22 protein-coding genes are annotated in these 25,590 nt (G+C 57.2%); 18 read left to right on the top strand and 4 right to left on the bottom strand.

Going from position 1 to position 25,590, the window contains the following annotated elements; genetic code table 11:
* Positions 1 to 4 precede the first annotated feature (4 nt).
* Positions 5 to 280 carry a DUF2160 domain-containing protein gene (locus tag AC13E3_RS20350; protein ID WP_008174646.1) on the top strand — a complete coding sequence of 92 codons (276 nt, stop codon included), beginning with the start codon at positions 5 to 7 and terminating at the stop codon, positions 278 to 280.
* A 227-nt stretch (positions 281 to 507) separates the two neighbouring features.
* Positions 508 to 2,250, top strand: a complete 1,743-nt coding sequence (locus tag AC13E3_RS20345) for an ABC transporter substrate-binding protein (protein WP_008174648.1) — start codon at positions 508 to 510, stop codon at positions 2,248 to 2,250.
* Between the two features lie 109 nt (positions 2,251 to 2,359).
* Here the strand turns inward: AC13E3_RS20345 and AC13E3_RS20340 are convergent, their stop codons facing one another.
* Positions 2,360 to 3,610 (bottom strand): substrate-binding protein, encoded by a 1,251-nt coding sequence (locus tag AC13E3_RS20340; protein ID WP_008174649.1) that lies wholly within the window; start codon positions 3,608 to 3,610, stop codon positions 2,360 to 2,362.
* Between the two features lie 401 nt (positions 3,611 to 4,011).
* On the opposite strand from AC13E3_RS20340, the gene AC13E3_RS20335 reads away from it, so the two are divergent.
* Positions 4,012 to 4,905 (top strand): FAD:protein FMN transferase, encoded by an 894-nt coding sequence (locus AC13E3_RS20335; RefSeq protein ID WP_008174651.1) that lies wholly within the window; start codon positions 4,012 to 4,014, stop codon positions 4,903 to 4,905.
* Between the two features lie 21 nt (positions 4,906 to 4,926).
* Here the strand turns inward: AC13E3_RS20335 and AC13E3_RS20330 are convergent, their stop codons facing one another.
* The 3 genes from AC13E3_RS20330 to AC13E3_RS20320 are packed head-to-tail and all read right to left on the bottom strand — an operon-like array spanning position 4,927 to position 10,231.
* Positions 4,927 to 6,486, bottom strand: coding sequence for a hypothetical protein (locus AC13E3_RS20330; RefSeq protein ID WP_008174652.1), 1,560 nt, complete (start codon positions 6,484 to 6,486; stop codon positions 4,927 to 4,929).
* A 12-nt stretch (positions 6,487 to 6,498) separates the two neighbouring features.
* Positions 6,499 to 8,988, bottom strand: a complete 2,490-nt coding sequence (locus AC13E3_RS20325) for a LamG domain-containing protein (RefSeq protein ID WP_482902448.1) — start codon at positions 8,986 to 8,988, stop codon at positions 6,499 to 6,501.
* A gap of 7 nt (positions 8,989 to 8,995) precedes the next feature.
* Positions 8,996 to 10,231 (bottom strand): hypothetical protein, encoded by a 1,236-nt coding sequence (locus AC13E3_RS20320; protein ID WP_039882063.1) that lies wholly within the window; start codon positions 10,229 to 10,231, stop codon positions 8,996 to 8,998.
* Positions 10,232 to 10,428: 197 nt separating this feature from the next.
* On the opposite strand from AC13E3_RS20320, the gene AC13E3_RS20315 reads away from it, so the two are divergent.
* The 15 genes from AC13E3_RS20315 (at position 10,429) to AC13E3_RS20245 (ending at position 25,574) form a co-directional block, all read left to right on the top strand.
* On the top strand, positions 10,429 to 13,104 hold the full coding sequence (locus AC13E3_RS20315) for an HzsA-related protein (RefSeq protein WP_227497849.1): 2,676 nt from the start codon (positions 10,429 to 10,431) through the stop codon (positions 13,102 to 13,104).
* Between the two features lie 22 nt (positions 13,105 to 13,126).
* Positions 13,127 to 13,879, top strand: coding sequence for an SH3 domain-containing protein (locus AC13E3_RS20310; RefSeq protein WP_008174659.1), 753 nt, complete (start codon positions 13,127 to 13,129; stop codon positions 13,877 to 13,879).
* Positions 13,849 to 14,493 carry an outer membrane beta-barrel domain-containing protein gene (locus tag AC13E3_RS20305; protein ID WP_008174661.1) on the top strand — a complete coding sequence of 215 codons (645 nt, stop codon included), beginning with the start codon at positions 13,849 to 13,851 and terminating at the stop codon, positions 14,491 to 14,493. The genes AC13E3_RS20310 and AC13E3_RS20305 overlap by 31 nt, the downstream gene beginning before the upstream one ends.
* Before the next feature lie 11 nt (positions 14,494 to 14,504).
* Positions 14,505 to 15,008, top strand: coding sequence for a TlpA family protein disulfide reductase (locus tag AC13E3_RS20300; RefSeq protein ID WP_014577483.1), 504 nt, complete (start codon positions 14,505 to 14,507; stop codon positions 15,006 to 15,008).
* A gap of 18 nt (positions 15,009 to 15,026) precedes the next feature.
* Positions 15,027 to 15,263 (top strand): DUF4266 domain-containing protein, encoded by a 237-nt coding sequence (locus AC13E3_RS20295; protein WP_039882064.1) that lies wholly within the window; start codon positions 15,027 to 15,029, stop codon positions 15,261 to 15,263.
* Positions 15,250 to 16,410, top strand: coding sequence for a DUF3570 domain-containing protein (locus AC13E3_RS20290; protein ID WP_039882068.1), 1,161 nt, complete (start codon positions 15,250 to 15,252; stop codon positions 16,408 to 16,410). Before AC13E3_RS20295 ends, AC13E3_RS20290 begins: the two co-directional genes overlap by 14 nt.
* A gap of 19 nt (positions 16,411 to 16,429) precedes the next feature.
* The gene (locus tag AC13E3_RS20285; RefSeq protein WP_041645288.1) at positions 16,430 to 16,981 is read left to right on the top strand and encodes a hypothetical protein; all 552 of its coding nucleotides are present in this window, start codon (positions 16,430 to 16,432) and stop codon (positions 16,979 to 16,981) included.
* Positions 16,982 to 16,989: 8 nt separating this feature from the next.
* A complete protein-coding gene (locus AC13E3_RS20280) occupies positions 16,990 to 18,933 on the top strand; it encodes a hypothetical protein (protein WP_482902447.1) in 1,944 nt (647 codons plus the stop codon).
* Positions 18,926 to 21,811: a tetratricopeptide repeat protein gene (locus tag AC13E3_RS20275; RefSeq protein ID WP_482902446.1), complete on the top strand. Its 2,886-nt coding sequence runs from the start codon at positions 18,926 to 18,928 to the stop codon at positions 21,809 to 21,811. The genes AC13E3_RS20280 and AC13E3_RS20275 overlap by 8 nt, the downstream gene beginning before the upstream one ends.
* Positions 21,798 to 22,367 (top strand): tetratricopeptide repeat protein, encoded by a 570-nt coding sequence (locus tag AC13E3_RS20270; protein ID WP_053112302.1) that lies wholly within the window; start codon positions 21,798 to 21,800, stop codon positions 22,365 to 22,367. The genes AC13E3_RS20275 and AC13E3_RS20270 overlap by 14 nt, the downstream gene beginning before the upstream one ends.
* 15 nt (positions 22,368 to 22,382) lie before the next feature.
* Positions 22,383 to 22,688, top strand: coding sequence for a hypothetical protein (locus AC13E3_RS20265; RefSeq protein WP_053112299.1), 306 nt, complete (start codon positions 22,383 to 22,385; stop codon positions 22,686 to 22,688).
* A 139-nt stretch (positions 22,689 to 22,827) separates the two neighbouring features.
* Entirely contained in the window at positions 22,828 to 23,535 is a 708-nt protein-coding gene (locus tag AC13E3_RS20260; protein WP_476157296.1) for a MotA/TolQ/ExbB proton channel family protein, read from the top strand.
* A gap of 25 nt (positions 23,536 to 23,560) precedes the next feature.
* Positions 23,561 to 24,073, top strand: coding sequence for an ExbD/TolR family protein (locus AC13E3_RS20255; RefSeq protein ID WP_092029849.1), 513 nt, complete (start codon positions 23,561 to 23,563; stop codon positions 24,071 to 24,073).
* Positions 24,070 to 24,570 carry an ExbD/TolR family protein gene (locus tag AC13E3_RS20250; RefSeq protein ID WP_008174676.1) on the top strand — a complete coding sequence of 167 codons (501 nt, stop codon included), beginning with the start codon at positions 24,070 to 24,072 and terminating at the stop codon, positions 24,568 to 24,570. The genes AC13E3_RS20255 and AC13E3_RS20250 overlap by 4 nt, the downstream gene beginning before the upstream one ends.
* 2 nt (positions 24,571 to 24,572) lie before the next feature.
* The gene (locus AC13E3_RS20245) at positions 24,573 to 25,574 is read left to right on the top strand and encodes an AgmX/PglI C-terminal domain-containing protein (RefSeq protein ID WP_008174678.1); all 1,002 of its coding nucleotides are present in this window, start codon (positions 24,573 to 24,575) and stop codon (positions 25,572 to 25,574) included.
* Positions 25,575 to 25,590: the final 16 nt, after the last annotated feature.

Genomic DNA, 25,590 nt, shown 5'->3' with positions numbered 1-25,590 from the left:
TTTTATGATTGCCTGGATGAACTGGACTCCGACCGTCGCCATCTTCTTTGCCGTGATTGCGGGAATTCTGGCGGTAATGACGGTTTACGAAATTGTCTCCCCGTGCACCGAGAGGAAGGGGTTTCTGCCGATAGCCACCACCCGCGGGGATCGGTTGTTTATTGGATTGCTTTCGGCAGCATATATACATCTGAGCTTCCTGGCGGTCAGCGATATCACCCTTTGGGTGGCGCTCGCTGTCTCTGTGGTTTGGCTCCTGGTTTTGCTGCGTTGGGGGTGAGTATCGACAAGGGATGTTCGTATGGTGTTTTTTCGAAAATCCTGGTCCTAAAAAAGATTCAGGACTTCTTGTAATGATTTCGAAAACGAACTAATTTTGTTTGAATGATCGGAATCGATCACGATAGATTCCGGCAAAAAAGAATAGCGACCAGAAAGAGCGCTATAACTGCGGACACGAAACACGGCTGTTTCGTTCCATTCATTAAATGTCGAACGAGGTTGGATATGTTCAACAACAACAAATATCCGAGGACCCTGTTGCTCAGCGCCGCCGTTGGTGTCGCCTGCATGGGTTTGAGCCTGCATGCCAGCGCCGATCAGTACAGTGAAGCGGCTGAGAAGTGGGTCAATGAAGCGTTCAAAAACTCTACCTTGAGCAGGGAAGAGCAGCTCAAGGAAATGGAGTGGTTCATCAAAGCCGCTGAGCAGTTCCGTGGCATGGATATCAACGTGGTTTCCGAAACCATAGCGACTCACGAATATGAGTCCAATGTCCTTGCCAAGGCATTCTCCGAAATCACCGGGATCAACCTGACTCACACGCTGATTCAGGAAGGGGATGTCATCGAGAAGCTCCAGACCCAGATGCAGTCTGGAAGAAATATCTATGATGGCTACGTGAATGATTCAGATCTGATTGGTACCCATTTTCGCTATGGAAAGGTGGTGGCCGTTGAGGACATCATGAACGGTTCCGGTAAAGATCTTACCCTGCCTACCCTGGATCTTGATGATTTCATTGGGCTCGACTTTACGACTGGGCCGGATGGCAAACTCTATCAGTTGCCTTCGCAACAGTTTGCGAACCTTTATTGGTTTCGTGCCGACTGGTTTGAACGTGAAGATCTGCAAGAGCAATTCAAGGAAATTTACGGCTACGACCTGGGTGTGCCGGTTAACTGGTCTGCCTACGAGGATATTGCCGAGTTCTTCTCGGTTCACGTGAAGGAAATTGATGGTGAGCGAGTATACGGCCACATGGATTACGGCAAGAAAGATCCGTCTCTGGGCTGGCGTTTCACTGATGCCTGGTTCTCCATGGCGGGTGCTGGCGACAAGGGCCTGCCCAACGGCTTGCCGGTGGACGAATGGGGGATTCGGGTTGAAGAGTGTCACCCGGTCGGCTCCAGCGTTAGCCGTGGTGGTGCAACGAACGGGCCTGCGGCTGTCTATGCCACTACGAAATACGTGGATTGGCTGCGTGAGTACGCGCCCCCCGAAGCTCAGGGCATGACCTTTTCAGAGGCCGGTCCCGTTCCCGCACAGGGCAACGTTGCCCAGCAGATCTTCTGGTATACCGCCTTTACCGCGAGCATGATCAAGGACGGCCTGCCCGTTGTAAATGAGGATGGCACCCCCAAATGGCGGATGGCACCGTCTCCCCGTGGGCCCTACTGGGAAGAAGGTATGAAGCTGGGCTATCAGGACGTAGGTTCCTGGACTTTCCTGGACTCCACGCCTGAGAAACGTCGCCTTGCAGCTTGGCTGTACGCCCAGTTCACCGTATCCAAGACCGTCTCTCTGGAGAAAACGATTGCCGGCCTGACGCCGATTCGCGAGTCCGACATTGAATCTGAGGCGATGACTGAAATGGCGCCGAAGCTCGGCGGCTTGGTGGAGTTTTATAGGAGCCCGGCTCGTGTGCAGTGGTCACCGACCGGTACCAATGTGCCAGACTATCCGAAACTCGCCCAGCTTTGGTGGCAGTACATTGCCCAGGCGGCCAGTGGTGAAGCCACTCCTCAGGAAGCCCTCGACGGCCTCGCTCAGGCTCAGGATCGGGTCATGGAGCGCCTTGAGCGTGCCAATGTTCAACCGACCTGTGGTCCGAAGCTGAACGAACCGCGCGACCCGCAATACTGGCTGGATCAGCCCGGCGCACCCAAGCCGAAGCTGGCTAACGAGAAGCCACAGGGCAAAACCGTTGCCTACGACGAGCTGTTGAAGACCTGGGAAGAGGCGCGCTAAGGCAAGTCGCTTTTCGGAATCACAATGCCTGCCGCAACGCGATCCTCAAGTTGCGGCAGGCGGAGTCATGTTTTTCCAGACATTTTTCTCCAGTTCCCTAAGGGACTGTTTAGAGCCTGAGCGGTTTTCCAGCCTCCCGGCGCCGCTCTTCCCATTCTTCCCGGGTCTGCGCCGCCTGGTCACCCGGCATTGAATCGATGATGCTGAAATAATCGGAACTGTATTCGTCAGCAATGATTGTGTTGCGCGGTTTTACCTTAACCACATACACCGTCTGGACATTCTGGTGATCGAATTCGCGCCAGTACTGTTCGTCTTTTAGGAAAGTGTACCTGTGTCCCTCCAGGGCCCGGATCAGGCTGGCGGTATTGGTGGTACCGGCACGTTCCACCGCATCCTTGTATTGATAAATAATGCTGTAGGCCGAGGCCGCAGCGGTGGATGGTCGCATTTCATATCGGTTTGAGAAGGCTTCTACAAACTCCTTTCCTCTCGGATAGTTCAGCTCGTAGGGTACGTTCCATACCCAGGGCGAGCCGCCGATAACGCCCTCCATAATGGTGGGACCTACCTGCCGAGCCATGCCCAGGGTCAGGTTGGGCACAACAATCTGCATTTTCTTGGTAAGGCCCATTTCGTAGGCAACATTCAGTGCTCTCACCATGTCGTCGCCGAACAGGACCATCATCAGAACCTTGGCGTTACTGGCCTCTGCCTGCTCCAGCGCCTCCCTGAAATCGGTAATCAGTGCCCGGGGGAAAGGGGTTTTCACGCCCTGATGGCGGTCAGTGTCTTCGGTTCCCGAGAACTTGCGAACAGACTCCTCCACAGACCAGCCCCAGGTGTAGTCGGCGGTAATGTAGAAGTAATCGTCTTCCGCATGATTGGTGGTCAGATACTGACTGAGCGCCTTTGCAGTCATCCAGGCGTTGTAGGGCTCACGGAACATGTATGAATGCCCTTCGGCGCCGGTGGTGGCGTTCGAGTAGGTCAGCGTGCCGAAGTAGATCCGGTTGCGATCGCGAGCAGCTTTGCCTGAGGCAATGGCAACGGCGCTGGACACACCGCCGAACACCATCTGGACGCCTTCACGGTCGATGAGTTCTGCGGTGTTCTTTGCGCCCTGGGCAGGGTCACCGCGGGTATTTCTGATCACCAGCTCCAGCTGACGCCCCATCACGCCACCGGCTTTATTGATTTCATCAAGCGCCAGAAAGGCGCCCAGACGTTGTTGCAGACCCTGATCCTTGTAACGACCGGTCTGCGGGTAGTTCAGGCCGATTTTAAGGGTTTCGGCATACACAGTAGTGCTCGCCAGCAACAGCAGACAAGCAGAAAAGAGTACTTTTCTGACGTTCATTCAGGTTGGCCTCCGGAATTGCAGCGCCAATGGGGAAAAGGGCTGCCAATCATTGTTTTGATTATTTGTTAAGCAACGCTAGTGTCTCTGCTGATTATGAGGCCAACAATGGGACAAAAGTGGAATTTTGGGTAACAAATTGTAGGTTAGTGATCTGCATCTTGTCTGGCCTATGTTGTTCCCATGAATCGGTTCGGCTGCAGCCGAAGAAATGGATATACTTTCCGGAATTGCCCGGTGTGGGCTTCGCTGCAGCCAATGGAGTTTTGTGGGTCTTGGTAACTATAAAGCGCAGGAAATTCGGACTTGGATCGACTCTCTCGTTTCTTTTGGCGGCAATGGGGCTTGTCATCGTCCCGATGTCGGCCAGCGCCGAGTGGTATCGGTTTTCGGATACTGCAATGACCACGCCTATCGAACTGGAGTTCTGGGCGGAGGATAAAGAGCTGGCGAACCGGGTTGGCAAAGAGGTGCTGGCGGTTTTTCATCAGGTTGATGAACAGATGAGTCGCTATCGGGAAGAGTCGGAGGTCTCCAGGCTCAACCTCAATGCACCCGACGGGCCAGTAGAAGTCAGTGACGGGTTGTTCGAGGTGATTGAAAAAGCACGGGAGGTTTCTCTACTCAGCCAGGGCGCCTTCGACATCACCTTTGGCTCAGTGGGTTACCTGTATGACTTCAGGGCCGGCAAAAAGCCCACGGACGAGGAGCTTCGATCCGGCTTGCCGCGGGTGAATTTTCGGGATGTGATTCTTGATGAGGATGATCAGACGGTCGAATACCGGCAGGCAGGGATTCTGGTAGACCTCGGTGGCATCGCCAAAGGGTACGCAGTGGATCTGGGAATCGAGCGTCTGGTCAGTTTTGGCATTCGCCATGCCCGGCTGAGTGCTGGCGGCGACATGCGACTGTTAGGGGACAAGCGGGGCCGGCCCTGGTACGTGGGCATTCGGGACCCCCGTTCAGAAGGGCGCAACGCGGTGGTTTTGCCGCTCGAGGATGTGGCCGTGTCCACCTCCGGCGACTACGAGCGGTTCTTCGTGGATGAGGCGGGAGAAAGGGTTCATCACATCCTGTCGCCTGAGACCGGCAAATCGGTCCAGGGTGTCCAAAGCGTGACCATTATCGGCGAGGATGCGTTGACAACCGACGGCCTCTCCACGGCGGTTTTCGTGCTCGGGCCCAAAAAGGGACTGGAGATGATTGAGCGTTTGAAAGGTATCGATGTTGTGGTTATCGATGATCAGCGCATGATGCACGTTTCAGAAGGCCTCGTTCCGCCCCAATCAGACTAGGGGCGGAACGAGCAGTTTCCGTCAATTTCCGATAGTGCCGTTCACGACATTCGAGAACGCAATCAGGCTGTCCTGAGATGTCCCATTGCCCAGCCCGTGGCCGTTGAAACGGGTGCCGAAGTCACCCTGCTCCCCGTGCAATGCCATGTAGTTGAGCAGCACGGTCTGAACCAACTGGTTGACGTTGTTGGCCGCAGGACTGGAGGCAGTTTCCACCGACGCATCAGAGCGCATGAAGCCGATCTGCCTGCGAATCGGAGTGGGGCGGCCCGCCGGGTTGTAAACCAGGAAGAATGAGGCGGCCGTCTGCTGGTTGTCGCCGGTCCATTCGCCCTTGCCACGACCGTCCATGGAATCGTCGATTCGGCCGTTGCTCGACACCGAGCCGTCACTGAACACATAGAGCATCAATGGCATTCCTACCCGGGCTGCGTATTCCAGGCAGGCGCCCATACACCGACCGGCCTGTTCATCACGACGTTCGCCGGTTCCGCGCTCACCCGTATGGTAGTCGTAGCCGCCCATGGTGATCGTGCCGGCGCCAGCGTAGCCGTTCAGCACCAGCTTCATGACAGACGCAGTTTTGCGGAACTCACGGTTATTATTGAACTCATCGCGGGTGAAGATGCCGGTAGGGCCCACGATTTCGAGGTCCAGCTCTGGATCCAGTTCTGCCGGATCGCCGAAGCGGTCTGCCAGGTCTGCACTCTTGATGTAGCCGCAGCGAACCAGATCTTTGACGACGTCGTCTGTAGAGATGCCGGTGTTGACCTGGTTCATCTTGGCGTCGCTGATGCGCTGAATGGATTCCATCACGGCGACCGCGTCTGATTGATCCAGAATGCCGATCAGGTCGCCCACATCTACCAGGCCGGTAACGTCTGAGGGCCGGTCAATCTTGGTGGGGCGAACCTCCGGATTGATCAGGTTCATCGGTGCCAGCGAGTTACCGCCGGATTCCGAACTCTGGGACCCTATGAGAGAGAGCAGGGAGCCGTCGGCACCCGCGTGATGGATGCCGTACATCGGGTTGTGTGGGTTATTGCCGGTGTCGTTTTCCGAGCGAGCTGCAATAATGGCTCCGTCTGTTGCCGCCCGGGTGCCGGGACTAGTACTTTGAAGAATCCCGCGTAGGAAGCCGCTGTCTGAATGGAATGCGAGGCCCAGCTCCGTGTTCACGAACTCCGGATCGTTGGGCAACATGTCACCGGGAAGACCAAGTTTGTTGTAGCCTGCGGTGCTCAGGAAGTCCATTTGCCCACCGGATTTACCCATCAGTACATTGGAGCCGGCAATATTGGCTCCGCCCGCTAGATCAAAGCAGATAAATGGAATCTTGCCTGCGCCCTGCAGCGCTATACCACAGCTTTCTTTCAAGGTTTGTAGGTCTGGAGAAAGCGCGGCGGACGCCATCCGCGGGTTACCGAACAGGCTGAAAAGAGATGCACCGAAAACAGTAGCCGAGCCTGCCATAAGACCCTGCGCGATAAACTCGCGACGTGTCCTGGGCTTGCCGTGGTCGTCATGGAGTAGTGGACTGCCATTGGCCAGAGGCTTCTTTCGTGATTTGCGTATAAACATGATCGACTTCCTTTACTGAACCAAGGTGGTGGCACTGCCAAGCACAGCTGCGCAGCTTGCCTTGACGACCGTTTCGGTTCGGTCAGGGCCGCAGCTTGCACCACAGCTGGTCAAGCCATTGATTAGATTGCTGAGCTCATTAGCGACTGTCTCATTTGTAGGCTGAGATGCCAGATCGTTTCCGACAAACCTACTGAGGAGCGCTCCCACTATGAGATCCTCTCCGCCACCTTCAAATGCGGTGTTTGCCGGTGCCGCAAAATTGAAATTGCCGAAAATCTCCTGCCGAAGGTTGTCGCTGGAAACCAGAGCGTCGCAATACTGAATTGCCAGCTGGGTAATCGCCATCTGATGAGACGAAAGGAAGCCCTCGATTGTTTCCACTGTCGGGAGTTGCTGCCGAACAGTGTTGAATTTCTCGGAAACCTTCGAATGCGTGGTCGGTACACCGGTCATCCGAGACATGGACTCGTTGATCTCGTCAAAAGTTTTCAAGCCGATCTCCGATGACGGCTCCTGGTCTGATGGCGCCGGTTGAGGCGGCAGCGACGGCTCGGAGCGGGCAAAGTTGTTACCGCCCAGCTGGTCGAAGGTCAGGAAAAACTCGTCGTTCCCTGGCCCGTTTTCCAGCGCAATGATGGTGCCCAGAGAGGAGAGCGGTTGCCCGGCGCCGGGCTCATAACTGCCGCTGTCCAGGACAACGTCCAGGTTGGCCCAGGCCTGTCCAACAGTTGCCTCCTTGCCGTTGATGCCCAGTCGCATGCCGCGCAGCGGGATGTTCGATGGTTCGGCCGAGTCATCAAGGCTGATGAAGAAGGGACTGGTGAATCGGTAGGCATAGCTATCGAACTGGCTGACTTCGAACACGATGAAGCTCTCGGGCACGTCGATCAGGTGAGAGACACCGAACAGGAGATAGAACTTCTGGCCAACGCCCACTTCGAAGTTGGCCTGAACCTGCTCCGGTGTCAGCGCACGATTGTGGATGGCTACCATGCGGATCGCGCCCTGCCAGGGCGAGTTACCATCGGTCTCGTTGCCCAGCACCAGGGCAAAGCTGTCGTCCCATTCAGTCAGCAGTCCGCCGTCGTCCGGGTCGACATCCCCGGTTGGGACACCATTTACAAAGATCTGGCGCCCGGTTGCCGGGGTGTAGTTCACCACCACGTGCTGCAGGGTTGCCTGCAGGAGCATGTCGGCGTCCCGGGTCGCGAAAGGCGTATTCTCATCGCTGGTGGTGCTGCGATGCAGCACTTCGTAACGCTGGAGCGACTGGCTGAGCGTAACGTTGCGAGTGGTGGATGAGCCCGAGTAGGTCACGATGCGGGCATCTTCCTGGGTGATGTTGCCGGGGGCGACCCAGGCCTCGATGCTGTACTCGCCGGAGGCGGTCAGCAGGGTGTGCAGCTTCCGGCTTGCGGTGGTACTGCCCTGGGCCTTGCCCGCCGGGATCATGAAACCCTGCTCGTTTTCGCCTGCCGGACCAAGGTCAATACCCCAGCCGCCAACCCAGTCAACGTTTCCGCTCAGGGTCAGATCCAGTGCAGGCGAGACGCCGCTGGTATCAAAGGCAGTCTGGCCTTCACCAAACTTGAATTCGTACAGGGCAATCACGTTGTCTTCAAACCGGCCGCCGGAGTTTGCGAGCAGGCCGTCTGCCTGCAGGTTGAGTGCCTTGCTGGCAACGATTGCCGGGTCCACGGGTTGGGCGCTCAGATCCTGGACCATTTCAAGAATCTTCAGTTCCATCAAATCGGCTGAGGCTTCGCAGTCGTCGTCCCAGCAGTTGTGGAAGTCGTAGCGCAGACGTTCAACCAGTCGGGATGCGCCCGGATTCATGGGATCAATACGGCTTTTCGCCTGATCGTAGGCAGTAGTGACATCGGCGCTGGCAATGTAAGGGGTTTGCCCACCATCAGCATGGCAGTCGCTGCAATACTGTCTGAGTTCGGGGTATACCGTGGTGGAAAACAGGCCAGTGTCGCTTGGCAGGGCAACCGTGGCGCCCGGTTCTTTGAGCGCTGGAGCGCGAAGTTCCACGGTTTTGGCAGAGCCTTCTGACCCGCCTGCCCAGTTGGAAATATAGGTGGTGAGAATGTCCACACAGGCTGACGTGCTCTGGAGCCAGCAATTATGGCCACCTGCCACCTTTGTCACCATTGTGGACTGGGATGGATCAGACAGGTTAACAATAGAATTCGCCTGTGCGTAAGCCAGGTTAACGTCCTGCTCATTGACGAACGTGGGTGCCTGGCCATTGGAGCCGTGACACGCGCCGCATTTATCCTGGGTGACGAGGTTGTCCCACACGGTGCGTTTGAAGTTGGCCACATCATCCGTCGAGGGGGCAGGCCCGTTGTAGGTAACCGTGCCGGAATTCTGGGAGGTATTCGGCAGTTGTTCCGTGGATTCGCCCCCGCAGGCAGAAAGCAGAAGGGCCAGGACAGTGATGGCAAGGACCGATTTGAGGGAGCTCATGGAAATGCCTTTAAATGTTTTCATAGCGTCCTCACTCCCCCATGCAGTACACGGCGGATTCTGCAAATACCTGCTTCAGGTCGTAACCCTGACTTGCGAAGCTGGCAACCATACTGCTTACCTGCGAACGGTCTGCGCTGTCGGAGGGAGGTCGCAGGCAGACATTCTCGAACACCTTCTTGACCTGGCACTCTGCGAAGGCCTCGGAATTCGCGAATTCCATACCCAGGCTCTTGGCACCGCTGCCGGAACCCGGGAGTGAGGGATCCCATCCCAGTCGGCGATTGGCGCCCTGGCGCCAGTAGTTATCCCAGCTGTCGTCAGGTGTGACATAGCCCTGCTCGAAGGTTGCAGAGTTGATGTGGTACTTGGCCTGAACCCTGGAGCCGGTTTCTGGGTCTGTTTCGCCAATGGCGTTGTAGACCAGCCTGCCCAGTTCTCCATCGGGGTCGGTGTTGGCGTCATACTCGTAGTCGTAGTAGGCAAACGCCTGGGTCATGGGGTCCATGCCGGTGTGGCAGCCAACGCAGTTGTTCAGGAATACCCGGCTGTCACCACCCGGGCTGCGGGAAACATCCTGGCGAATGCGGTCCGTGGGCAAGGTAACGTCCGCAACCTGCTCCAGGTCGTTGCACATGTGATTGATCAGTGTGAAGCGGAACATCGCCCGGTTGGTGCCGGCACTGAAGAAAGCCCGGGCGGAAGCTCTTGATGTAATGACGCCGGCGGTGGCCGAGGGAGGAAGGCCCGTGTAGGTCGACTGGTTTACCCGCTCCAGGTTGTCCTTAAGGCTGGCTCCACTGTTCTCGAGGGATTCGTAGTGGTTGTTGTTGCTGGTGGAGTAGTTTGGCAGGTTCAGGGATGCATTCCCGATGTAAAGAACATCGTCATACAGAACTTTTCGGAAGTCTTCCCCGTCCCGCACCAGGCCAATCACCGTGGCAATGTAATCATTGAGGGGCACGAACTTTGACATCGCCTCGTTGGTCCAGGGGGCTGCAAAATTCTTCAGGGTGACGTCGTAGAAAGCGCTGTCTTGCATGGCCGTGAAGGCGGCATCAATCGCTCTGCCGGACTCTATGTCGCTCGCCATATCGTCAAGGACGACTTCAGAGGGTGGCACGCCGGCGACCCGATCGTGGATTCTTTTGGCCTGCTCTCTGGGTCCAGCCTGAACAAGGCTGGCCTGTCCAGACACCAATGCGACGAGAACTGCGGTACTGCAAGCCTTGCAAAGCAGGCTTCTGATCCTGTTCCGGGCGGTCATGTCCTTTCCCTCGGTGATCGATAGCATGTGCACATTAATGCTTTTTGACAATTGTTAAAAGTTTACGGCTTGCTATATCCTTCGTTTTGAGCCGTAGGCCACGTTATTACATTGCGTTACGTAAAACCCTTGGAGCCTGCCAGCGGAACCGACTTAATTTATGTCATGGAATGTCATCCGAAACAGGGTTTCTCACGTTGGAAATTAAGTCGCCCATTCTAAACATCTCTCGCAGTACTCGCCTGGCTGTCGCACTCGGCTCGCTTGCAGCTCTGTCTGGCTGTCTTTCGAGCAGCGACAGTCAGCAGGCGGATCCGGTTGTCGTCGAGAACCCTGTGGCTTATGTCGAACGGGCTCTGCTTTTTGACGAAAACACCGGGGCCCTGGTCGAGGACAACCTGGCCGACCCGAGCGCTTTCCGCCCCGGAGCGCGGCTGTTTCTGAAGGCCAGTGCCACTGCGGACGCCGAGAAGCGGGATATTGCCTCAAGAGCATTCGCGGGGCCGCAATTCCTTGATGACAATGGTCAGTTACGTTTCGACGTGAAAGATCTCCACGTTTCCCACGACGGCTCCAGACTGCTGTTTGCCATGCGTGCGCCGGAAATCGAGGACGCAGACGACGAGGATCAGCCAACCTGGAATATCTGGGAATACGAGGTTAGTACCGACATCCTGCGCCGGATCATCGATTCGGACGTTACCGCCCGGGCCGGGCAGGACGTTGCGCCAGCCTATCTGCCTGATGGCAGAATCGTTTTCTCGTCAACCCGTCAGCGGATTTCCAAGGCGGTGCTGCTTGATGAAGGCAAACCCCAGTATTCCGGTCTGGACGAGGAGGGTGATAGCCCCGGGTTTGTTCTGCATGTGATGGACGACGATGGTCAGAACATTGAACAGATCACCTTCAACCAGAGCCACGACCTCGACCCCATGGTGGCGGATGATGGCACCATTGTGTTCAGCCGCTGGGATAATGCCGGCCAAACCCGGAACAACGGTGTGAACCTCTACCGCGTCAACCCTGACGGCACTGGCCTGAGTTATCTTTTCGGTCGTCACTCCCACGATTCGGTTCCGGAAGCGAACGACATACAGTACCTGCAGCCACGCAAATCAGACAGCGGCAATCTGCTCGTGCAGCTAAGGCCGTTTGAAACGGATGATTACGCGTCTGTGTTGGCGGAAGTCGATGTTGACCAATTTGTTGAGGCCAATCTTCGTCTCGATGGCACCGAAGGTTCGGGACAGCGCTCGCTTGTGCCCGGCGTGGGCCTGGATGGCCAACTATCGCTGAAAGGCAGTTATGCATCGGTTTCACCGCTACTTGATGGTACCAACCGCTACCTGGTCAGTTGGACACCTTGCCGGTTGCGTGAAACAGCGACCGACCGGATTGTGAACTGCACGGAAGATCGCCTGCAATCCGAAGACTATCAACCCGCAGAGCCCGTCTACGGTTTGTGGCTTCTGGATATCAACAGCGAAACCCAGCGGCCGGTGGTCCCGCCGGTAGAGGGCGTTCAGTTTGATGAGGCGGTCCTGATGAAGGAGCGGCCTCTGGAAGGGTTCATCCCGGAATCCCAGTTCACGGGTGATGAGGGGGCCCTCGGCGATGCCGGCTACGGCGTCCTGCACATTCGAAGCGTCTATGATATCGATGGAGTGGACACCACGCCGACTGGTATTGCTGCAATGGCTGATCCGCTGCAAACGCCGCCGGAAGATCGCCCGGCCAGATTCCTTCGACTGGAAAAGCCCGTGGCCATCCCCGATGAGAACGTCCGGGATTTCGACAACAGCGCCTTTGGCCGCAGCCGGGCTCAGCTAATGCGGGAGATTCTGGGCTACGTGCCGATAGAGCCTGATGGGTCAGTGAAGGTGGCGGTGCCCGCCAATGTTGCTTTTGCCATCAGTATTCTTGATGCGAAAGGCCAGCGTGTTGGTGGCGCTATGGGCAACCGGCACCAGAACTGGCTCACGGTGCGCCCCGGCGAGACCCTTGAATGTTCAGGGTGCCACAACCCGAACAGTCCGACACCCCATGGCAGACCGGATGCCGGTCCAGCGTCCGTGTGGGGTGGGGCCGCAACCACCAGCCTTCCGTTCCCGAATACCGACCCGGCTCTGTTTGCCGACATGGGTGAAACCATGGCTCAGGTGTTTGCCCGCATCAACGAGATTCGCCGGCCGACGCCGGATGTGGTCTATGCCGATCAATGGTCCGGAGATGCCGTGGATCCCAAGCCTGACAGCTTTGCCTACGCCTATGCCGATCTGCAGACACCGCCGCCGATATCCGGCGTTTGTGCAACCGACTGGGCGCCGAATTGCCGGATTGTGATCAACTACGAGCAGCATATTCATCCGCTGTGGAGCGTCAATCGGGAGGTATTGGACCCGGACACCATGGCGGTCGTGGATGACTACACCTGTACCAGTTGCCATACGGACACCGATGCGGCGGACGCTCAGCAAGTGCCGGCTGGACAGCTGGATCTGGGCGATGGCCCGTCACCCGATGAACCGCTACACTTCAACGCCTACAGAGAACTGCTCTTCCCGGACAGTGAGCAGGAACTGGTGAACGGCGCCCTGATCGATGTGCTCGTGGACTCCGGGGAGGTTTTGAGGGACGAAGAAGGCAATCCCATTCTGGACGCCAACGGAGATGAACAACCCATCCTGGTAACAGTGCCGGTGCAGGCTTCAATGTCCGTCAACGGTGCCCGTGCAAGTCGTTTCTTCGACGTATTCGCCGACGACGGTTCACACAGGGATTTCCTCTCGCCCGCCGAACTGCGACTGATTGCAGAGTGGTTGGATATTGGCGGCCAGTATTTCAACAATCCGTTCGACGCTCCGGAAGACTGATCCAAGGACTGAAACTCGCACCATGCCCATCGCCATTCTTATCTTTCTTTTGTTGTTGCCGGCCCAGAGCTGGGCTGGCTGGCTGTGGGGGCAGGCTGAAGACGATGCATTGAAAGTGCAGGTGGCGGAGCCCTATGTGTCCTGGCGAACCGGACCGGCAACGGGCTATCCAGTTTTTCATACCAGCGAAAAAGGGGAATGGCTGACCATTCTCCAGCGCAAGACAAGTTGGATCAAAGTGACGGATACCCGTGGCCGGGAGGGTTGGATAGCGGTTGCGGATATTGCGCAGACGGTGGATGCCACGGGTAATCGTGTGGATCTTCAGGTGCCGGATTTTGAGGCTTTTGAAAGCCGGCGGGTGGAAGCCGGATTGATGATGGGGGAGTTTGATGGTGCCGCTGTCACGGCAGGCTACGGCGGCTTCTGGATGACCAGAAACCTGTCCGCCGAGCTTTGGGCTTCTCAGATTCTGGGCAGCGCCTCGGAAATTAGAATGGTTAATGCGAATCTGGTGCATCAGCCATTTCCTGACTGGCGGGTATCACCCTTTTTTACCCTGGGGGTCGGGCATATCTGGGTTGATCCCAAGGCCACTCTGGCTCAGCCCGAAGAACGGGATAACAGCATTGGCCATGCAGGGCTTGGCATCCGCGCCTACATCACCGATCGATATTTCATCCGTGCCGAAGTGAAGGACTACAAAGTGTTCACTACCCGGTCCACCAACGAAGAAGCGACAGAATGGAAAATCGGACTAAGCATCTTTTTCTGAAAACGCTGTGTCTCGGGGCAGGGCTATGCATAGCCACAGCAACCCAGGCCCAGGATGATCGGCCGCTGATCGAGCCGGATGTTACCCCGGTGCCGGTCACCGAGGCGCTGATTGACACCGAGAACTTTGAAATTGGCGCTTTTGTGGGCGTGCTCAATATCGAGGACTTCGAGTCGTCGCTGCTTTATGGCGGCAAGCTCACCTACCACCTCAGCGAGTCCTTCTTTTTCGAGGCCGGAGTCGGCTTCGCGGAGGGTGGAGAAACCAGTTTCGAGAAGCTGGCCGGTAACGTGGAGGTGCTTACCGACAGCGAGCGGGATTACAGCTATTACAACATCAACCTGGGTTACAACGTGCTTCCGGGCGAGGCCTTCCTCACCGAGAACTACGCATTCAACACCAATTTCTATCTGATTGCGGGTGCCGGCGCTACCGATTTTGCGGGTGACACCCGGTTTACCCTGAATGCCGGCGCGGGCTATCAGGTTCTGTTGACGGACAGCGTTGCAGTTCAGATTGGCGTAAGACAGCACTACTACCGAATAGATGTTCTTGGGGCCGAGAAAACCTCCATGAACACAGAGGTCAGCACTGGCCTGTCGGTCTTTTTCTGATTACAGGAGCAATGGTTATGAAAGCATCCATAAAATCACTGGCGGTGGCGGGCGTCCTGGCCTGTCTTAGCCCCATGGCGGGCGCCGAGGCCATCAATGTGCCAGCTCCGGATTTCACCCTGGAAAGCCGTTCCGGCGAAAACCTGAGGCTGGAGGACCATCGTGGTGAAGTGGTGATGCTGAACTTCTGGGCATCATGGTGTGGTCCCTGCCGCCAGGAAATGCCGCTGATGGATGAGCTTTACAGCCAATACAAGGATCTCGGCTTCACGATTCTGGCGGTCAATGTGGATGAGAATCGGGAAGAGGCCCATCGCTTCCTGGACAAGGTACCCGTGAATTACCCGATCCTCTACGATCCGGAGAGTTCGGTGAGCGAGCTTTATGAAGTCCAGGCTATGCCAACGACCGTGATGATCGATCGCGATGGTAATGCCCGGTATCTCCACTACGGCTATCAGCCGGGTTACGAAGACGAGTACGAACAGCAGATTCGCGAGCTGGTGCGCGAATAATTTTCGGACGGAACGTTTATGCGTAATTTGTCGATCTTCACTGCCTCTGCTCTTTTGGTCGCGACCTTCACGATCTCTGGATGCAGCTCAATCAAGCCGTGGGTAAAACCCTATGAACGGGATAATCTGGCGGATCCGGTCATGAGTCTCAGCCGCCATGGCAAGGCGGATTCCTACATGCATCACGTCTATCAGGTCCGGGAGTCTGCGCGGGGAGCAGAAGGCGGTTCTGGGGGTGGCTGTGGCTGTAACTGACGGCAAAAGGTTAGTGCGCTCCGTCTGCGCTCTGTTCGTGCTGATGTTGGCCGGGCAACAGGCGATTGCGGCGACCTTGCCAGTGGATAACGTGGATGTTCTCTACCACCGCTATGACGGTGGTGGCATGGTCATCGATGGCCCCTCAGTTTTGGTGCGCAAGGGTATTGGCTCGTCGGTTTCGTTTTCCGGCCAGTACTATGTGGACTCCGTTTCGGCTGCCTCTGTGGACGTTCTGGCCACGGCGAGCCCCTACGAGGAAGAACGCAACGAGTACACCTTTGGTGTCGATTACCTGCACGATAAGTCCATTTTGAGTCTGGGTTTCACCAACAGTTCCGAAAACGATTACGAAGCCAACACCGTTTACTTCTCGCTCAGCCAGGAGTTTTTCGGGGGCATGTCCACAGTAACCATGGGCTATGCCAGCGGCTGGGATGAAGTGGGCCGGGTTGGCAACGATTCCTTCAGCGAGGAAGCTGATCGTCGGAACTATCAGCTCGGACTGAGTCAGGTCGTCACCCGCAACAGCCTGGTAGGCCTGGATCTTGAGGTGGTTACGGATGAGGGCTTCCTGCAGAACCCTTACCGACAGAACCGCTACATCGACCCGAACGATTCCACAGCGTTCCTGTACCAACCGGAGCGTTATCCGGAAACCCGAACAAGTACCTCCGTGGCCATGCGAGCGCTTTATTATCTGCCATATCGCGCCTCAATTCGCGGTGAATACCGTTATTTTTCCGATACCTGGGGCATCAACGCCCACACGGTCGAACTGGGATACGTGCACGGATTGAACCAGCACTGGACCCTTGAAGGTTCCATTCGTTACTACAGCCAGAGCGAAGCGGACTTTTACAGCGATCTTTTCCCGTTCGAGAACTCCCAGACACACCTGGCCCGTGACAAGGAACTCAGCTCCCTATCCGGGACAACCCTGGCGGTGGGCGCGGTCTACGAATGGAAGCAGACGTCGCTTCCCGGCATCGATCGCCTGCAGTTCAGCTTACTGGTGGACTGGCTGAATTTTGAATATGACAACTTCCGGGATGTCACCGCAGCAGGTGACTTTCTCCCCGGCGAAGAACCCCTATATTCCTTCGATGCCTACGTAACCCGGGCGTCGTTGATTCTTGAATACTGAGCATGCAGGAAGAACGACCATGGCCACTTGCTTGAACTCCCGATTTCCGGTGCTTTTAGCGGCATTGACCCTCGCCCTGACAGCCCCCGCATTTGCCCAGACCAATCCCGGGGCGGAGAAAGATGATACAGCCGTCGCCGAGCAGGTGGAGGCGCTCAAGAAGAAAGTGATACGCCTGAATCGTGACCTGTTTATCCTTGAGGAAGATCTGCTTTTTCCAGCCAATACCCAGGTTGCCGTGTTTCTCAGCGTTGATGCCGGGAAGTTTCTGAAGCTGGATGCGGTCAAACTGAAAGTCGACGACGAGATTGTTGCTTCCCACCTGTATACGGAGCGACAGGTGACTGCCCTTGAACGCGGCGGCATGCAGCGGCTATACGTCGGCAACCTGAAAACCGGCGTCCATGAGATGACGGCGTTTGTTGAGGGAATCGGCCCGGATCAGCGGCCTTACAAGCAGGCGGCCTCCCTGGAGTTTGAGAAGGGCACTGGAACGGCCGCTCTGGAAATCCGCGTTGAAGATCGCTCCTCCAACTACCAACCCTCCGTATCCATTGTGGAGTGGGAGTAAGCCGCGTCGTGGGATTGAAAGCAAGCCAGTCCTCAGGTCGACGCCCGTTCATTTACGCGGGTGCCCTACTGTGGCTGATGATGACCCCGGTCCATGCCGATGAGGCGCAACCCGAGCGGGCGAAGGACCTTCGTTATGGTTGGGCGCTGTACGAATACCATCAGGGTAACGCCTTCGAGGCTCTGACCCAGCTGGCCGTGGCACGCGAACGGGGCGGCATCAAGGGACACGGAGATCATCCGGCTCTCGTCGAGGGCGGGCTCATGCTGTCCTGGGGGATGACCCGAGAGGCGAGCAGGTTGTTTACGCAGCTACTCGGGGCTGATGGCGCCGGCAGCAATCTGTCGCCTGATGTTCGCAACCAGGCCTGGTTCTATCTCGGTAAGGTGTTTTACCTCGAGGGGAATCAGGCGCTCGCACGTGAGAACCTCGATCGTGTGGATGGCGAGATACTGGCCGAGGCCGACCACGATCTTTTCCGCGAATGGATTTATCTGCGCTCCCGGCTGGTCATGATGTCTGCCCGCCCTGATGATGAACCCGAACTGGCTTCGCTTCGGGAGCAGCTGGACGAAACGGACATCTGGTCCCTTTACCTCCGGTACAATTCCGCGGTCTCCGCTCTCGATGCGGCAGACGTAGCTGCCGCCGAAGAGGAACTGAAAAAGCTCATCGCCATCCTCGACCAGTCCATTGACTCCGTCGAGCCAGATGCCGAACGGGAGGGCCTGCTGGGCCGCGCTCGCCTCTCGCTTGCGGGCCTGTACCTGCGTGATAACCAGTTTGAGGCAGCTCTGGAGGTCCTGGGAGCCATGCCACTGACCGGCGTGTTCGCCGATCAGGCTCTCTTTGACTACGCCGTTGCCGCGGCGGGCCAGGGCAGGCCGGAGAGGGCTCTCGACGCCCTTGATACTCTCGCGAACCGTGAACTGTTTTTGCCCTGGCGCCAGCAGGTTCCCTTTGCCCGCGCCTATGTTCTTGAGCAGATGAACGCTCCACAGCGTGCATTGCCTGCGTTTAAAAAGGCAGCCGACCATTACGAGGCCCGTATCAGGGAGCTCGACAATATCCGGGATCGGCTGAATGAAGAAAGTCTGATGGCCCAGCTTGAGTTCAGCCGTGACAGCGACGGGATTCTTACAGATTCCTATGGCCGGCTGCGCGTGCAGCCCCTCGATTCTGGTATGGCAGAAGTGCTGGCTTCGGAGACGTTCCAGCAGGCGCTTGCCGAATTGAACGAACTCTACCGAATGCAGTCCTTCATCGCCGAGCGGCAGTCCAGGTTTGAATCGTTCCGGATCATGCTGGAGACCCGTGAGCAGCAACGGCAGATTCGTATTGCCGAGACCCGTCGGGCACTCGAAACCCAACAGGCAGACCAGTGGCAGCAGTTGCACGAGGACTTCACGGACAGAGTTTCCTCGGCGCTGGCAGACGAAGATGCGGGATTCTTCATGACCTCGCAACAAAAAGCGCTTAGAGACAAGCTCGCTGAGGTTGAGAAAACTCTGGCGGATTTGCCTGACGACGCGACGACCGCCAGGCAGCGTGCGACGTATCGGCGGATGCGTGCCTACTTCGATTGGTGGATTGCGGATGACTATGGAATCAATCGCTGGGCGGCGCAAAAACAGCTCATGCAACTGGATCGCGAGATGCAAAGCTTTCAGGCCCAGCGGCAACGGGTTGAAAGCCTGATGGCCGATGATGCCCGCCATGCGGAACTGGCTCGGCGGATCGCTGCCAGCGAACGGGAACTCGCGACTCTTGGAACAGAGGTGTCCGAGGCATTAGGCAGTGCCCGGCAAACACTCCTGGCGCAGGTTGATCGGATGCTGGCTGCCCAGCAACAGGAGCTTAATGGATACCTGCTGGCCTCTCGCCACGCCCAGGCGAGGCTGGCGGACCAGTTGTTCCGCGCATCGCAAAATGCAGGTGCCGGTGATGAATAATCGGATGGCCGGCAGGACTGTTAAAGGCCTCCTCATGGTTGGGGCCCTTGTCATGGCGAGTGGCTGCCAGATGTTGCAGTCGATGATGCCTGCCGGTGGCGAAGAAATGCCGCGAGTCCGTGAGGGCACACTGGCTGCGCTTCCGGCGATCGAAACGCGGCAGGAAAGTGCAGATGCAGCGGCGGTCAGCGACCCCGCAGAAGATGTTTCCATTGAAACGGTAATGGACAGTTACAAGGCGCTTTTGCCACTCGTAGAGGATCCCCGCAAGCAGGTTACCATCAGGCATCGGTTGGCCGATCTGGAATTCCAGCGTGCGGAGCGGAAAATGGCGGATTCGGCTGTCGATGAACTGTCCGGCGCCATCGATGCCTACCAGCGTCTTCTGTCGGAATATCCAGAGCGTGAGGGCAATGACCAGATCTATTATCAGCTTGCCAGAGCCTGGGAGCTTCGAGGCGCGACGCCGCAGCAGCTTGAAGCCCTGAATACTCTGGTTCGCCGCTACCCGGATTCAGAATACTGGGTTGAGGCTCAATTCCGCCGCGGCGATCTGTTGTTTATCGATGGTCGATACGGGGAAGCGGAACAGGCTTTCGACGAGGTTACCCTCGCGAGCCAGGAACGCATGGCCGATCCCTCGTTCCTGGTGAACGCGCATTACATGAAGGGCTGGAGTCTGTTCAAGCAGGCGCAATACCAGGAAGCGCTCTTCAGTTACGTTGAAGTGCTTGATCTTGTCATGCCCGAGGGCAGGCCGGTGGCGGACGTGGATCAGCGGAGCCAGACACTGATCGAAGATCTGTTCAGGGTGGTAGGGCTGTCCCTGTCGTACCTTGACGGAGCGGAAACCCTCCAGGCGATTTTCCGCCAAACGGGTGGTCGCCCCTACGAAATCCTGGTCTACGACCGCTACAGCGAGCTCTTGCTCGAGAGAGAGCAATACAGTGATGCCATCGATGTCTTCGAAGCCTACATAGAAGACCATCCGGAGAGTCCCTGGGCGCCGCGCTACCACATCCGGATCATTGATACCCTTGAGCTGGCCGGTTTCACCCGTACGATCCCTGAACGAAAGGCCGGCTTTGTCAGCCTTTACGGAATCTACAGCGATTACTGGCAGTCAGCGGGCCCCGATGCAATTGGCTTTATCGAGCAACAACTGGAACAACTGTTGCCGGAACTGGCGGACCGCCAGTACCTGCTGGCAGGGGAGGCGGAGTATGATCAGCAGGCGGACGATCATTACCGCAAAGCCGCCAGTTATTACGCCGAATTTGCGGCTACCTTCCCGGACCACCCCCGTACACCGGAGCGGCTGTTCCTTCTGGGTGAGACTTACCTGGAGCTGGAAGACTGGCCGGCAGCAATCGCAGCTTTCGAACGCGTGGCCTATGACTATCCGGAAGACACAGTAGCCGATCGGGCAGCTGAAGCCGGGTATGCATCGGTGCTGGCATTCCGGGAGTACTCGCAAACCTGGGAGAGTGAACCGGTATCGGAGCGGATGGCCTATCAGGAGCTGCAACAACTGAACCGGCTGCGGTTCGCAAATGCGTTTCCCGGCGACGCCCGGGCGCCGGCGGTGTATTACATTGCGCTGCAGCGTGAATTTGACCTGAACAACTGGGAAGAGACCGTCAATATGGCGGCCCGACTTGTTACCTGGCAACCCACGCCCCCGGATGAATTGACGACGGAAGCTTTGCTGTTATCCGGGCACAGCCTCTCCGAACTGGCCCGATACGCCGAGGCGGAACAGGCTTATCGTGACGCCCTGGCAACAATGGCCGAAGACGATGAACGCAGAAGCGGCGTTCGTGAAAATCTGGCAGCCGCGGTCTATCGACAGGCGGAGCAGTTAGCTGATGCCGGAAATGTGGAGGCTGCGGTGAGCGAATTCCTGCGAGTCGGCACGGCCGTTCCAGAATCCGCTCTGCGGGCAAACGCCGAATACGATGCTGCCTCACTTCTTATCACCGCCAATCTCTGGGAGCAGGCCATCGGTGTGCTGACCAGTTTCAGGCGGTCTTTCCCCAATCACGAGCTGATTGACACAGTCCCTGCAAAACTGGCGTTGGCCTACCGTGAAACGGAGCAGTGGGAGCGAGCCGCCGACGAACTCCAGCAAATGGTCTCCCTCGCCAAGACGCCGGAAGAGCGAAGGGAAAACCTGTTGATTGCAGCAGAACTGTACGATCAGGCCGGTAACCGGGAGAAGGCGATTGATACCTGGCGAAATTACGCCAACAGCCACCCCGAGCCGACGGACGTCTACATGGAAGCGGCCAATCGGCTGGCTGAGCTCTATCAGGAAGACGGGGATGCCGAAAGCAGGGATTACTGGTTGCGAAAGCAGATGGAAACGGTGGACCGGGACCCGGACGCCGCAGACGATCGCATGCGGTACCTTGCGGCGTCAGCCTCTGCAATCCTCGCCCGCGACGCCCTTGCCAGGTATGACGGCATCAGGCTGACTCTTCCACTCAATCAAAGCATGACAGCGAAGACCGATGCGCTTGAACGAGCGGTCAACGCCTACAAGAAGACGGCCAGCTATGGCCTTTCATCATTTGCAACCGAGGCCGGTTACCAGATCGCCCACATCTATGCACGCCTCGGTGCCGATCTCATGGACTCGGAGCGGCCCACCGGATTGAGCGAGCTTGAACTGGCTCAGTACGAGCTTCTCCTGGAAGAGCAGGCCTACCCGTTTGAGGACAACGCCATCGATATCCACGAGCAGAATATCCGGCGGGCCCGGGAGGGCATTTTCGATGAATGGGTCAAGCGCAGTTACGAGGCCTTGAAAGCCCTGTTGCCCGGACGTTATCGGAAAGAAGAAGTTACCCAGGGGGTTGTCTATGAGCTCGATTAAGGCCTGCGGACTCTGTCTTTTCGTGATGTTTTCGCTTTCGGGGTGTGTAACGGCGCCGGCGCCGCCGGAGTCTGAGGCAGAAGTTGAGCAAGCTGTACTGGAAGCGTCATTCGCCAAGGCCGTGAGTGCCATGGAGGAGGGAAACCTCGCCGAGGCCAAAACCCGATTCGAGCAACTGGCGAGCGACTACCCCGGAAGAGCCGGCCCCATGGCCAACCTTGGCATTATTGCGTTCCAGGAAGAGGATACCGAGACCGCGAAAAGTTGGTTTGAACGCACGCTGGCGGTGAATCCGGAACATGTGCAGGCGCTGAATCATCTGGGAGTAATTGCCCGGAACGCAGGAGAATTCGACGAAGCAGAACGGTATTATCGCGCGGCACTGTCTGCTGATCCGAATTACGCGCCTGCTATCCTTAATCTGGCCTTCCTGCTTGATATCTACCTGGGTAAACCTTCCGAGGCGGTCGACCTTTATGAGCGTTATCAGTCCGCGGCCAGTGAGCCGCACCCCAGACTGGAAGACTGGATCTTCGATGCCAAAAACAGAATCTAATGTGGACTATGTGATATGAAACGTCTCGCGCTAATCGCTCTGGCAGTTTCCGCCCTGTTGCCCACGGCGCCGATGGTCTTCGCCCAGGACGCCCCGGGTGTGGTTACCATTGAAGGCACACGAATCCGTGGCGATCAGGAAGTGCCCACGGTGATGTATCTGGTGCCCTGGCAGCCACCGGAAGTGGACGAGTTGCGTGCGCCAGAAGAACGCCTGATGGTTGATCAGGGCCTTCGGCCCCTGGAGCGCTATGAGTTCCAGCGATTTATCAAGTATCACGAAGCCTTCATCACACAGACCCAGGCAGCAGCCGGGGACTAGAGTGTGATGCCTGTCGCATCCTGAGTGTGTCGCTGCGCAAGATTAAACAAACCCTCACACAGACTTTCGCGAACTTACCCGCACAAGGTCAGGCCGCGCATAGACTGATCTGAAAACCGGACCATGGAGTGCCCAGAAAATGATCGATACCGCCGTTCGCTTCTTCCAGGAAGGTGGCTTTTTTATGTTTCCGATCGCCGTTGTGCTGATCATCGGACTCATTGTTGCCATCGAACGTTACGTCTACCTTTCCGCCCAGAAACTGACCAACCGTCGGGACTTCAACCGCCTGCATCAGATGATCGCCAAGCGTGACCTGAAGGGCGCCCTGAACTACACCCAGGAATCCGGCAGTGCCATGTCGACCATGATCGGCTTCGGCCTTCAGCGCCTGGCCCGCCGCCAGGGTCGTGAAGAGATCGAATACGCGATGGAAGAGGGGTTGCTGGATGTGATGCCGCGTTTGGAAAAGCGCACCCAGTATCTGGCAACGCTGGCCAACATTGCCACGCTGCTTGGCCTGCTGGGTACGATTATCGGGTTGATTGCAGCGTTTACGGCGGTAGCTGCAGCGGATCCGGCCCAGAAGGCGAGCCTTCTGTCCCAGAGTATCTCGGTTGCCATGAACACCACCGCCTTCGGCCTTATGTCTGCAATTCCCATGCTGCTGATCCACTCACTGCTGCAGACCAAGACCAATGAGATCGTCGACAGCTTTGAGATGGCGGGCATCAAGGTCCTGAACCTCCTCAGCGATGGTTCCGGCAGTAAGACCGCCGCTCAACCACAGGGACAGAATGCCGCTGCGCCGGCACAGGTAGCGACTCCGGCCGGTAGCCCGGCCTGATAACCAGCCAGAAGGATGTCAGGCCATGAGACGGAAACATCGTCGCCTACAAAGTGAGGCCGATCTCGACATCACGCCCTTCATGAATCTCATGATTGTGCTGGTGCCGGTACTGCTGCTGAATATGGTGTTCGCCCACACCAGCGTTCTGGAACTCAACTTCCCGACCGGTGAGAGCCTGTCGGGCGAGCAGGCGGAAGAGCTGCAGATCCAGGTGGTGATCTATGAGGATCGCCTGGTCGTTGCGGATAACCAGGGCGGCGTGATCAAGAACATCCCCCAGCGCGAGGGCGAGTATGATTTCGTTCTGCTCAAGGATGTCATGAAGGAAATCAAGAGCCGTGTGCCGGACAAGAAGGATGTGATTATTATGCCGTCCCGGCAGACGTCCTATCAGTCTCTTGTCTCGGTGATGGACACGGTGCGCTCATACGAGGCGGTTGTGGCTGGTAGTGTGGTTGAAGCGGAGCTGTTCCCCGAGATCTCTCTCGGCGATGCGCCCGCACAGCCTTCGGGATCCGCGGAGGTGAGTTCATGAAAGAATCTGCCAAGGCCCGCCGCCAGAAACGCCATTACCGGCGCAATAAAAGCCAGGGAAAGATGAACCTGGTCTCATTGATGGATATCTTCACCATCCTGGTGTTCTTCCTGATGGTGAACTCCTCCTCCGACGTACAGGTATTGAACCAGAACAACACTATCAAACTGCCGGATTCCACCGCTCAGCAACCCCCTGGTGATGTCTTGGCCCTGACCGTCACAGACCGGGATATCCTGGTGAACGGTCGGCTGGTAGTGAAACGCGACGCCTTCCAGACGTTTGACGGACAGGTGGAGCCTGCCCTGAAGCAGGAACTGGACTATCAGGCCAGTCGCTCGTCGGCACCTGCCCCGGATGCGGGTCGACCCATTACCATTCTTGCAGACCGCGAACTGCCCTACGAGCTGCTGAAAAAAATCATGTCCACCTGTGTGGACGCCGGTTACGCCAGTATTTCCCTGGCGGTTAATCAGCGTGCGGAACAGGGAGCCTGACCATGATGGATTATCGGTACGGATTGCCCTGGAATCAGGAGCGTGGTGAACGTAAGCGGTTGTTGGCCGCCGCTGTTTTTGTGATGCCATTGTTCCTTGCAATTGCAGGTTATGTCAGCTGGGTAGAGCTGCCAGAACGTGACAGGCAGGAACAGGAAGCTCTGCCGCCTCAGCTGGCCAAGCTGATCATCGAGAAAAAGGAGCCCCCAAAACCGGTGATGCCCGAGCCGGAGCCCGAACCGCCGAAGCCTGAGGAAAAGCCGGTGGAGCAGGCCAAACCAGAGCCCAAGCCGGAGCCGGTTCCTGAACCGGTGATGCCGGAACCCGAGCCGGAGCCTCAGGTAGCCGAAAAACCGGAGCCCAAGCCAGAACCCAAGCCTGAAGAGGTCGCCAAGGCGCGGGAGAAGGCAAAGAATACCGGTATTCTGGCAATGGGCAACGAACTGAAGAAACTCAGTTCGCTGGCAGAGTCGGTCAAGCTGGATGGCCCGGTTGCCAATACGGCGGAACCTATTGCCCGAAAAACCGGTGATACTTTGGCCTCGCGCGCGACCGCGAGCGCGAAGAGCAGTGGGGTGAACGAGGAAGTGCTCAACCGGGAGGCCGGTCAGGTCGCCCTGGCCGAGCGTCAGCGCGCGGAAGTTGCCGAAGCAGAGAGAGTTGCTGCGGTGAAAGAGGCGGCACGCAAGGAACAGCAGGAAACTGCGGCCAGAACCCGGAGCAAGGAAGAGTTGCGCCGGACCATGGATGCCAACAAATCCGCGATCTACAGCATCTACAACCGGGAGCTTCGGCGCAAACCGTCGCTGCAGGGAAGTATTACCCCGGAGTTGGTCATTGAGCCGAACGGTGCAGTATCGAGTTGTTCGGTGGTGGAATCTACACTCAATGAGCCGGCGCTGGAGAGCAAGATCTGCAATCGTCTGAGGTTGGTGGATTTCGGGGCCCGACCGGGCGTTGATCAAACCAAGATCCGTTATCCGATCGAATTGCTGTCCAGCTAGGGCGCTGGACAGCAAG

This window comes from Marinobacter sp. L-80 (genome assembly GCF_056859395.1).
The sequence above is the reverse complement of the archived record's forward strand: the minus strand, read 5'-3'. Positions and strand labels throughout refer to the sequence as shown.

What these genes read in the sequence shown, in the direction of transcription:
- AC13E3_RS20340 (WP_008174649.1), bottom strand. Translation starts at nt 3,610, where the DNA reads ATGAACGTCAGAAAAGTACTCTTTTCTGCTTGTCTGCTGTTGCTGGCG.
- AC13E3_RS20350 (WP_008174646.1), top strand. Translation starts at nt 5, where the DNA reads ATGATTGCCTGGATGAACTGGACTCCGACCGTCGCCATCTTCTTTGCC.
- AC13E3_RS20265 (WP_053112299.1), top strand. Translation starts at nt 22,383, where the DNA reads ATGAAACGTCTCGCGCTAATCGCTCTGGCAGTTTCCGCCCTGTTGCCC.
- AC13E3_RS20330 (WP_008174652.1), bottom strand. Translation starts at nt 6,486, where the DNA reads ATGTTTATACGCAAATCACGAAAGAAGCCTCTGGCCAATGGCAGTCCA.
- AC13E3_RS20255 (WP_092029849.1), top strand. Translation starts at nt 23,561, where the DNA reads ATGAGACGGAAACATCGTCGCCTACAAAGTGAGGCCGATCTCGACATC.
- AC13E3_RS20310 (WP_008174659.1), top strand. Translation starts at nt 13,127, where the DNA reads ATGCCCATCGCCATTCTTATCTTTCTTTTGTTGTTGCCGGCCCAGAGC.
- AC13E3_RS20305 (WP_008174661.1), top strand. Translation starts at nt 13,849, where the DNA reads ATGGAAAATCGGACTAAGCATCTTTTTCTGAAAACGCTGTGTCTCGGG.
- AC13E3_RS20295 (WP_039882064.1), top strand. Translation starts at nt 15,027, where the DNA reads ATGCGTAATTTGTCGATCTTCACTGCCTCTGCTCTTTTGGTCGCGACC.
- AC13E3_RS20325 (WP_482902448.1), bottom strand. Translation starts at nt 8,988, where the DNA reads ATGAAAACATTTAAAGGCATTTCCATGAGCTCCCTCAAATCGGTCCTT.
- AC13E3_RS20320 (WP_039882063.1), bottom strand. Translation starts at nt 10,231, where the DNA reads ATGACCGCCCGGAACAGGATCAGAAGCCTGCTTTGCAAGGCTTGCAGT.
- AC13E3_RS20270 (WP_053112302.1), top strand. Translation starts at nt 21,798, where the DNA reads ATGAGCTCGATTAAGGCCTGCGGACTCTGTCTTTTCGTGATGTTTTCG.
- AC13E3_RS20250 (WP_008174676.1), top strand. Translation starts at nt 24,070, where the DNA reads ATGAAAGAATCTGCCAAGGCCCGCCGCCAGAAACGCCATTACCGGCGC.
- AC13E3_RS20300 (WP_014577483.1), top strand. Translation starts at nt 14,505, where the DNA reads ATGGTTATGAAAGCATCCATAAAATCACTGGCGGTGGCGGGCGTCCTG.
- AC13E3_RS20285 (WP_041645288.1), top strand. Translation starts at nt 16,430, where the DNA reads ATGGCCACTTGCTTGAACTCCCGATTTCCGGTGCTTTTAGCGGCATTG.
- AC13E3_RS20345 (WP_008174648.1), top strand. Translation starts at nt 508, where the DNA reads ATGTTCAACAACAACAAATATCCGAGGACCCTGTTGCTCAGCGCCGCC.
- AC13E3_RS20275 (WP_482902446.1), top strand. Translation starts at nt 18,926, where the DNA reads ATGAATAATCGGATGGCCGGCAGGACTGTTAAAGGCCTCCTCATGGTT.
- AC13E3_RS20245 (WP_008174678.1), top strand. Translation starts at nt 24,573, where the DNA reads ATGATGGATTATCGGTACGGATTGCCCTGGAATCAGGAGCGTGGTGAA.
- AC13E3_RS20335 (WP_008174651.1), top strand. Translation starts at nt 4,012, where the DNA reads ATGACCACGCCTATCGAACTGGAGTTCTGGGCGGAGGATAAAGAGCTG.
- AC13E3_RS20260 (WP_476157296.1), top strand. Translation starts at nt 22,828, where the DNA reads ATGATCGATACCGCCGTTCGCTTCTTCCAGGAAGGTGGCTTTTTTATG.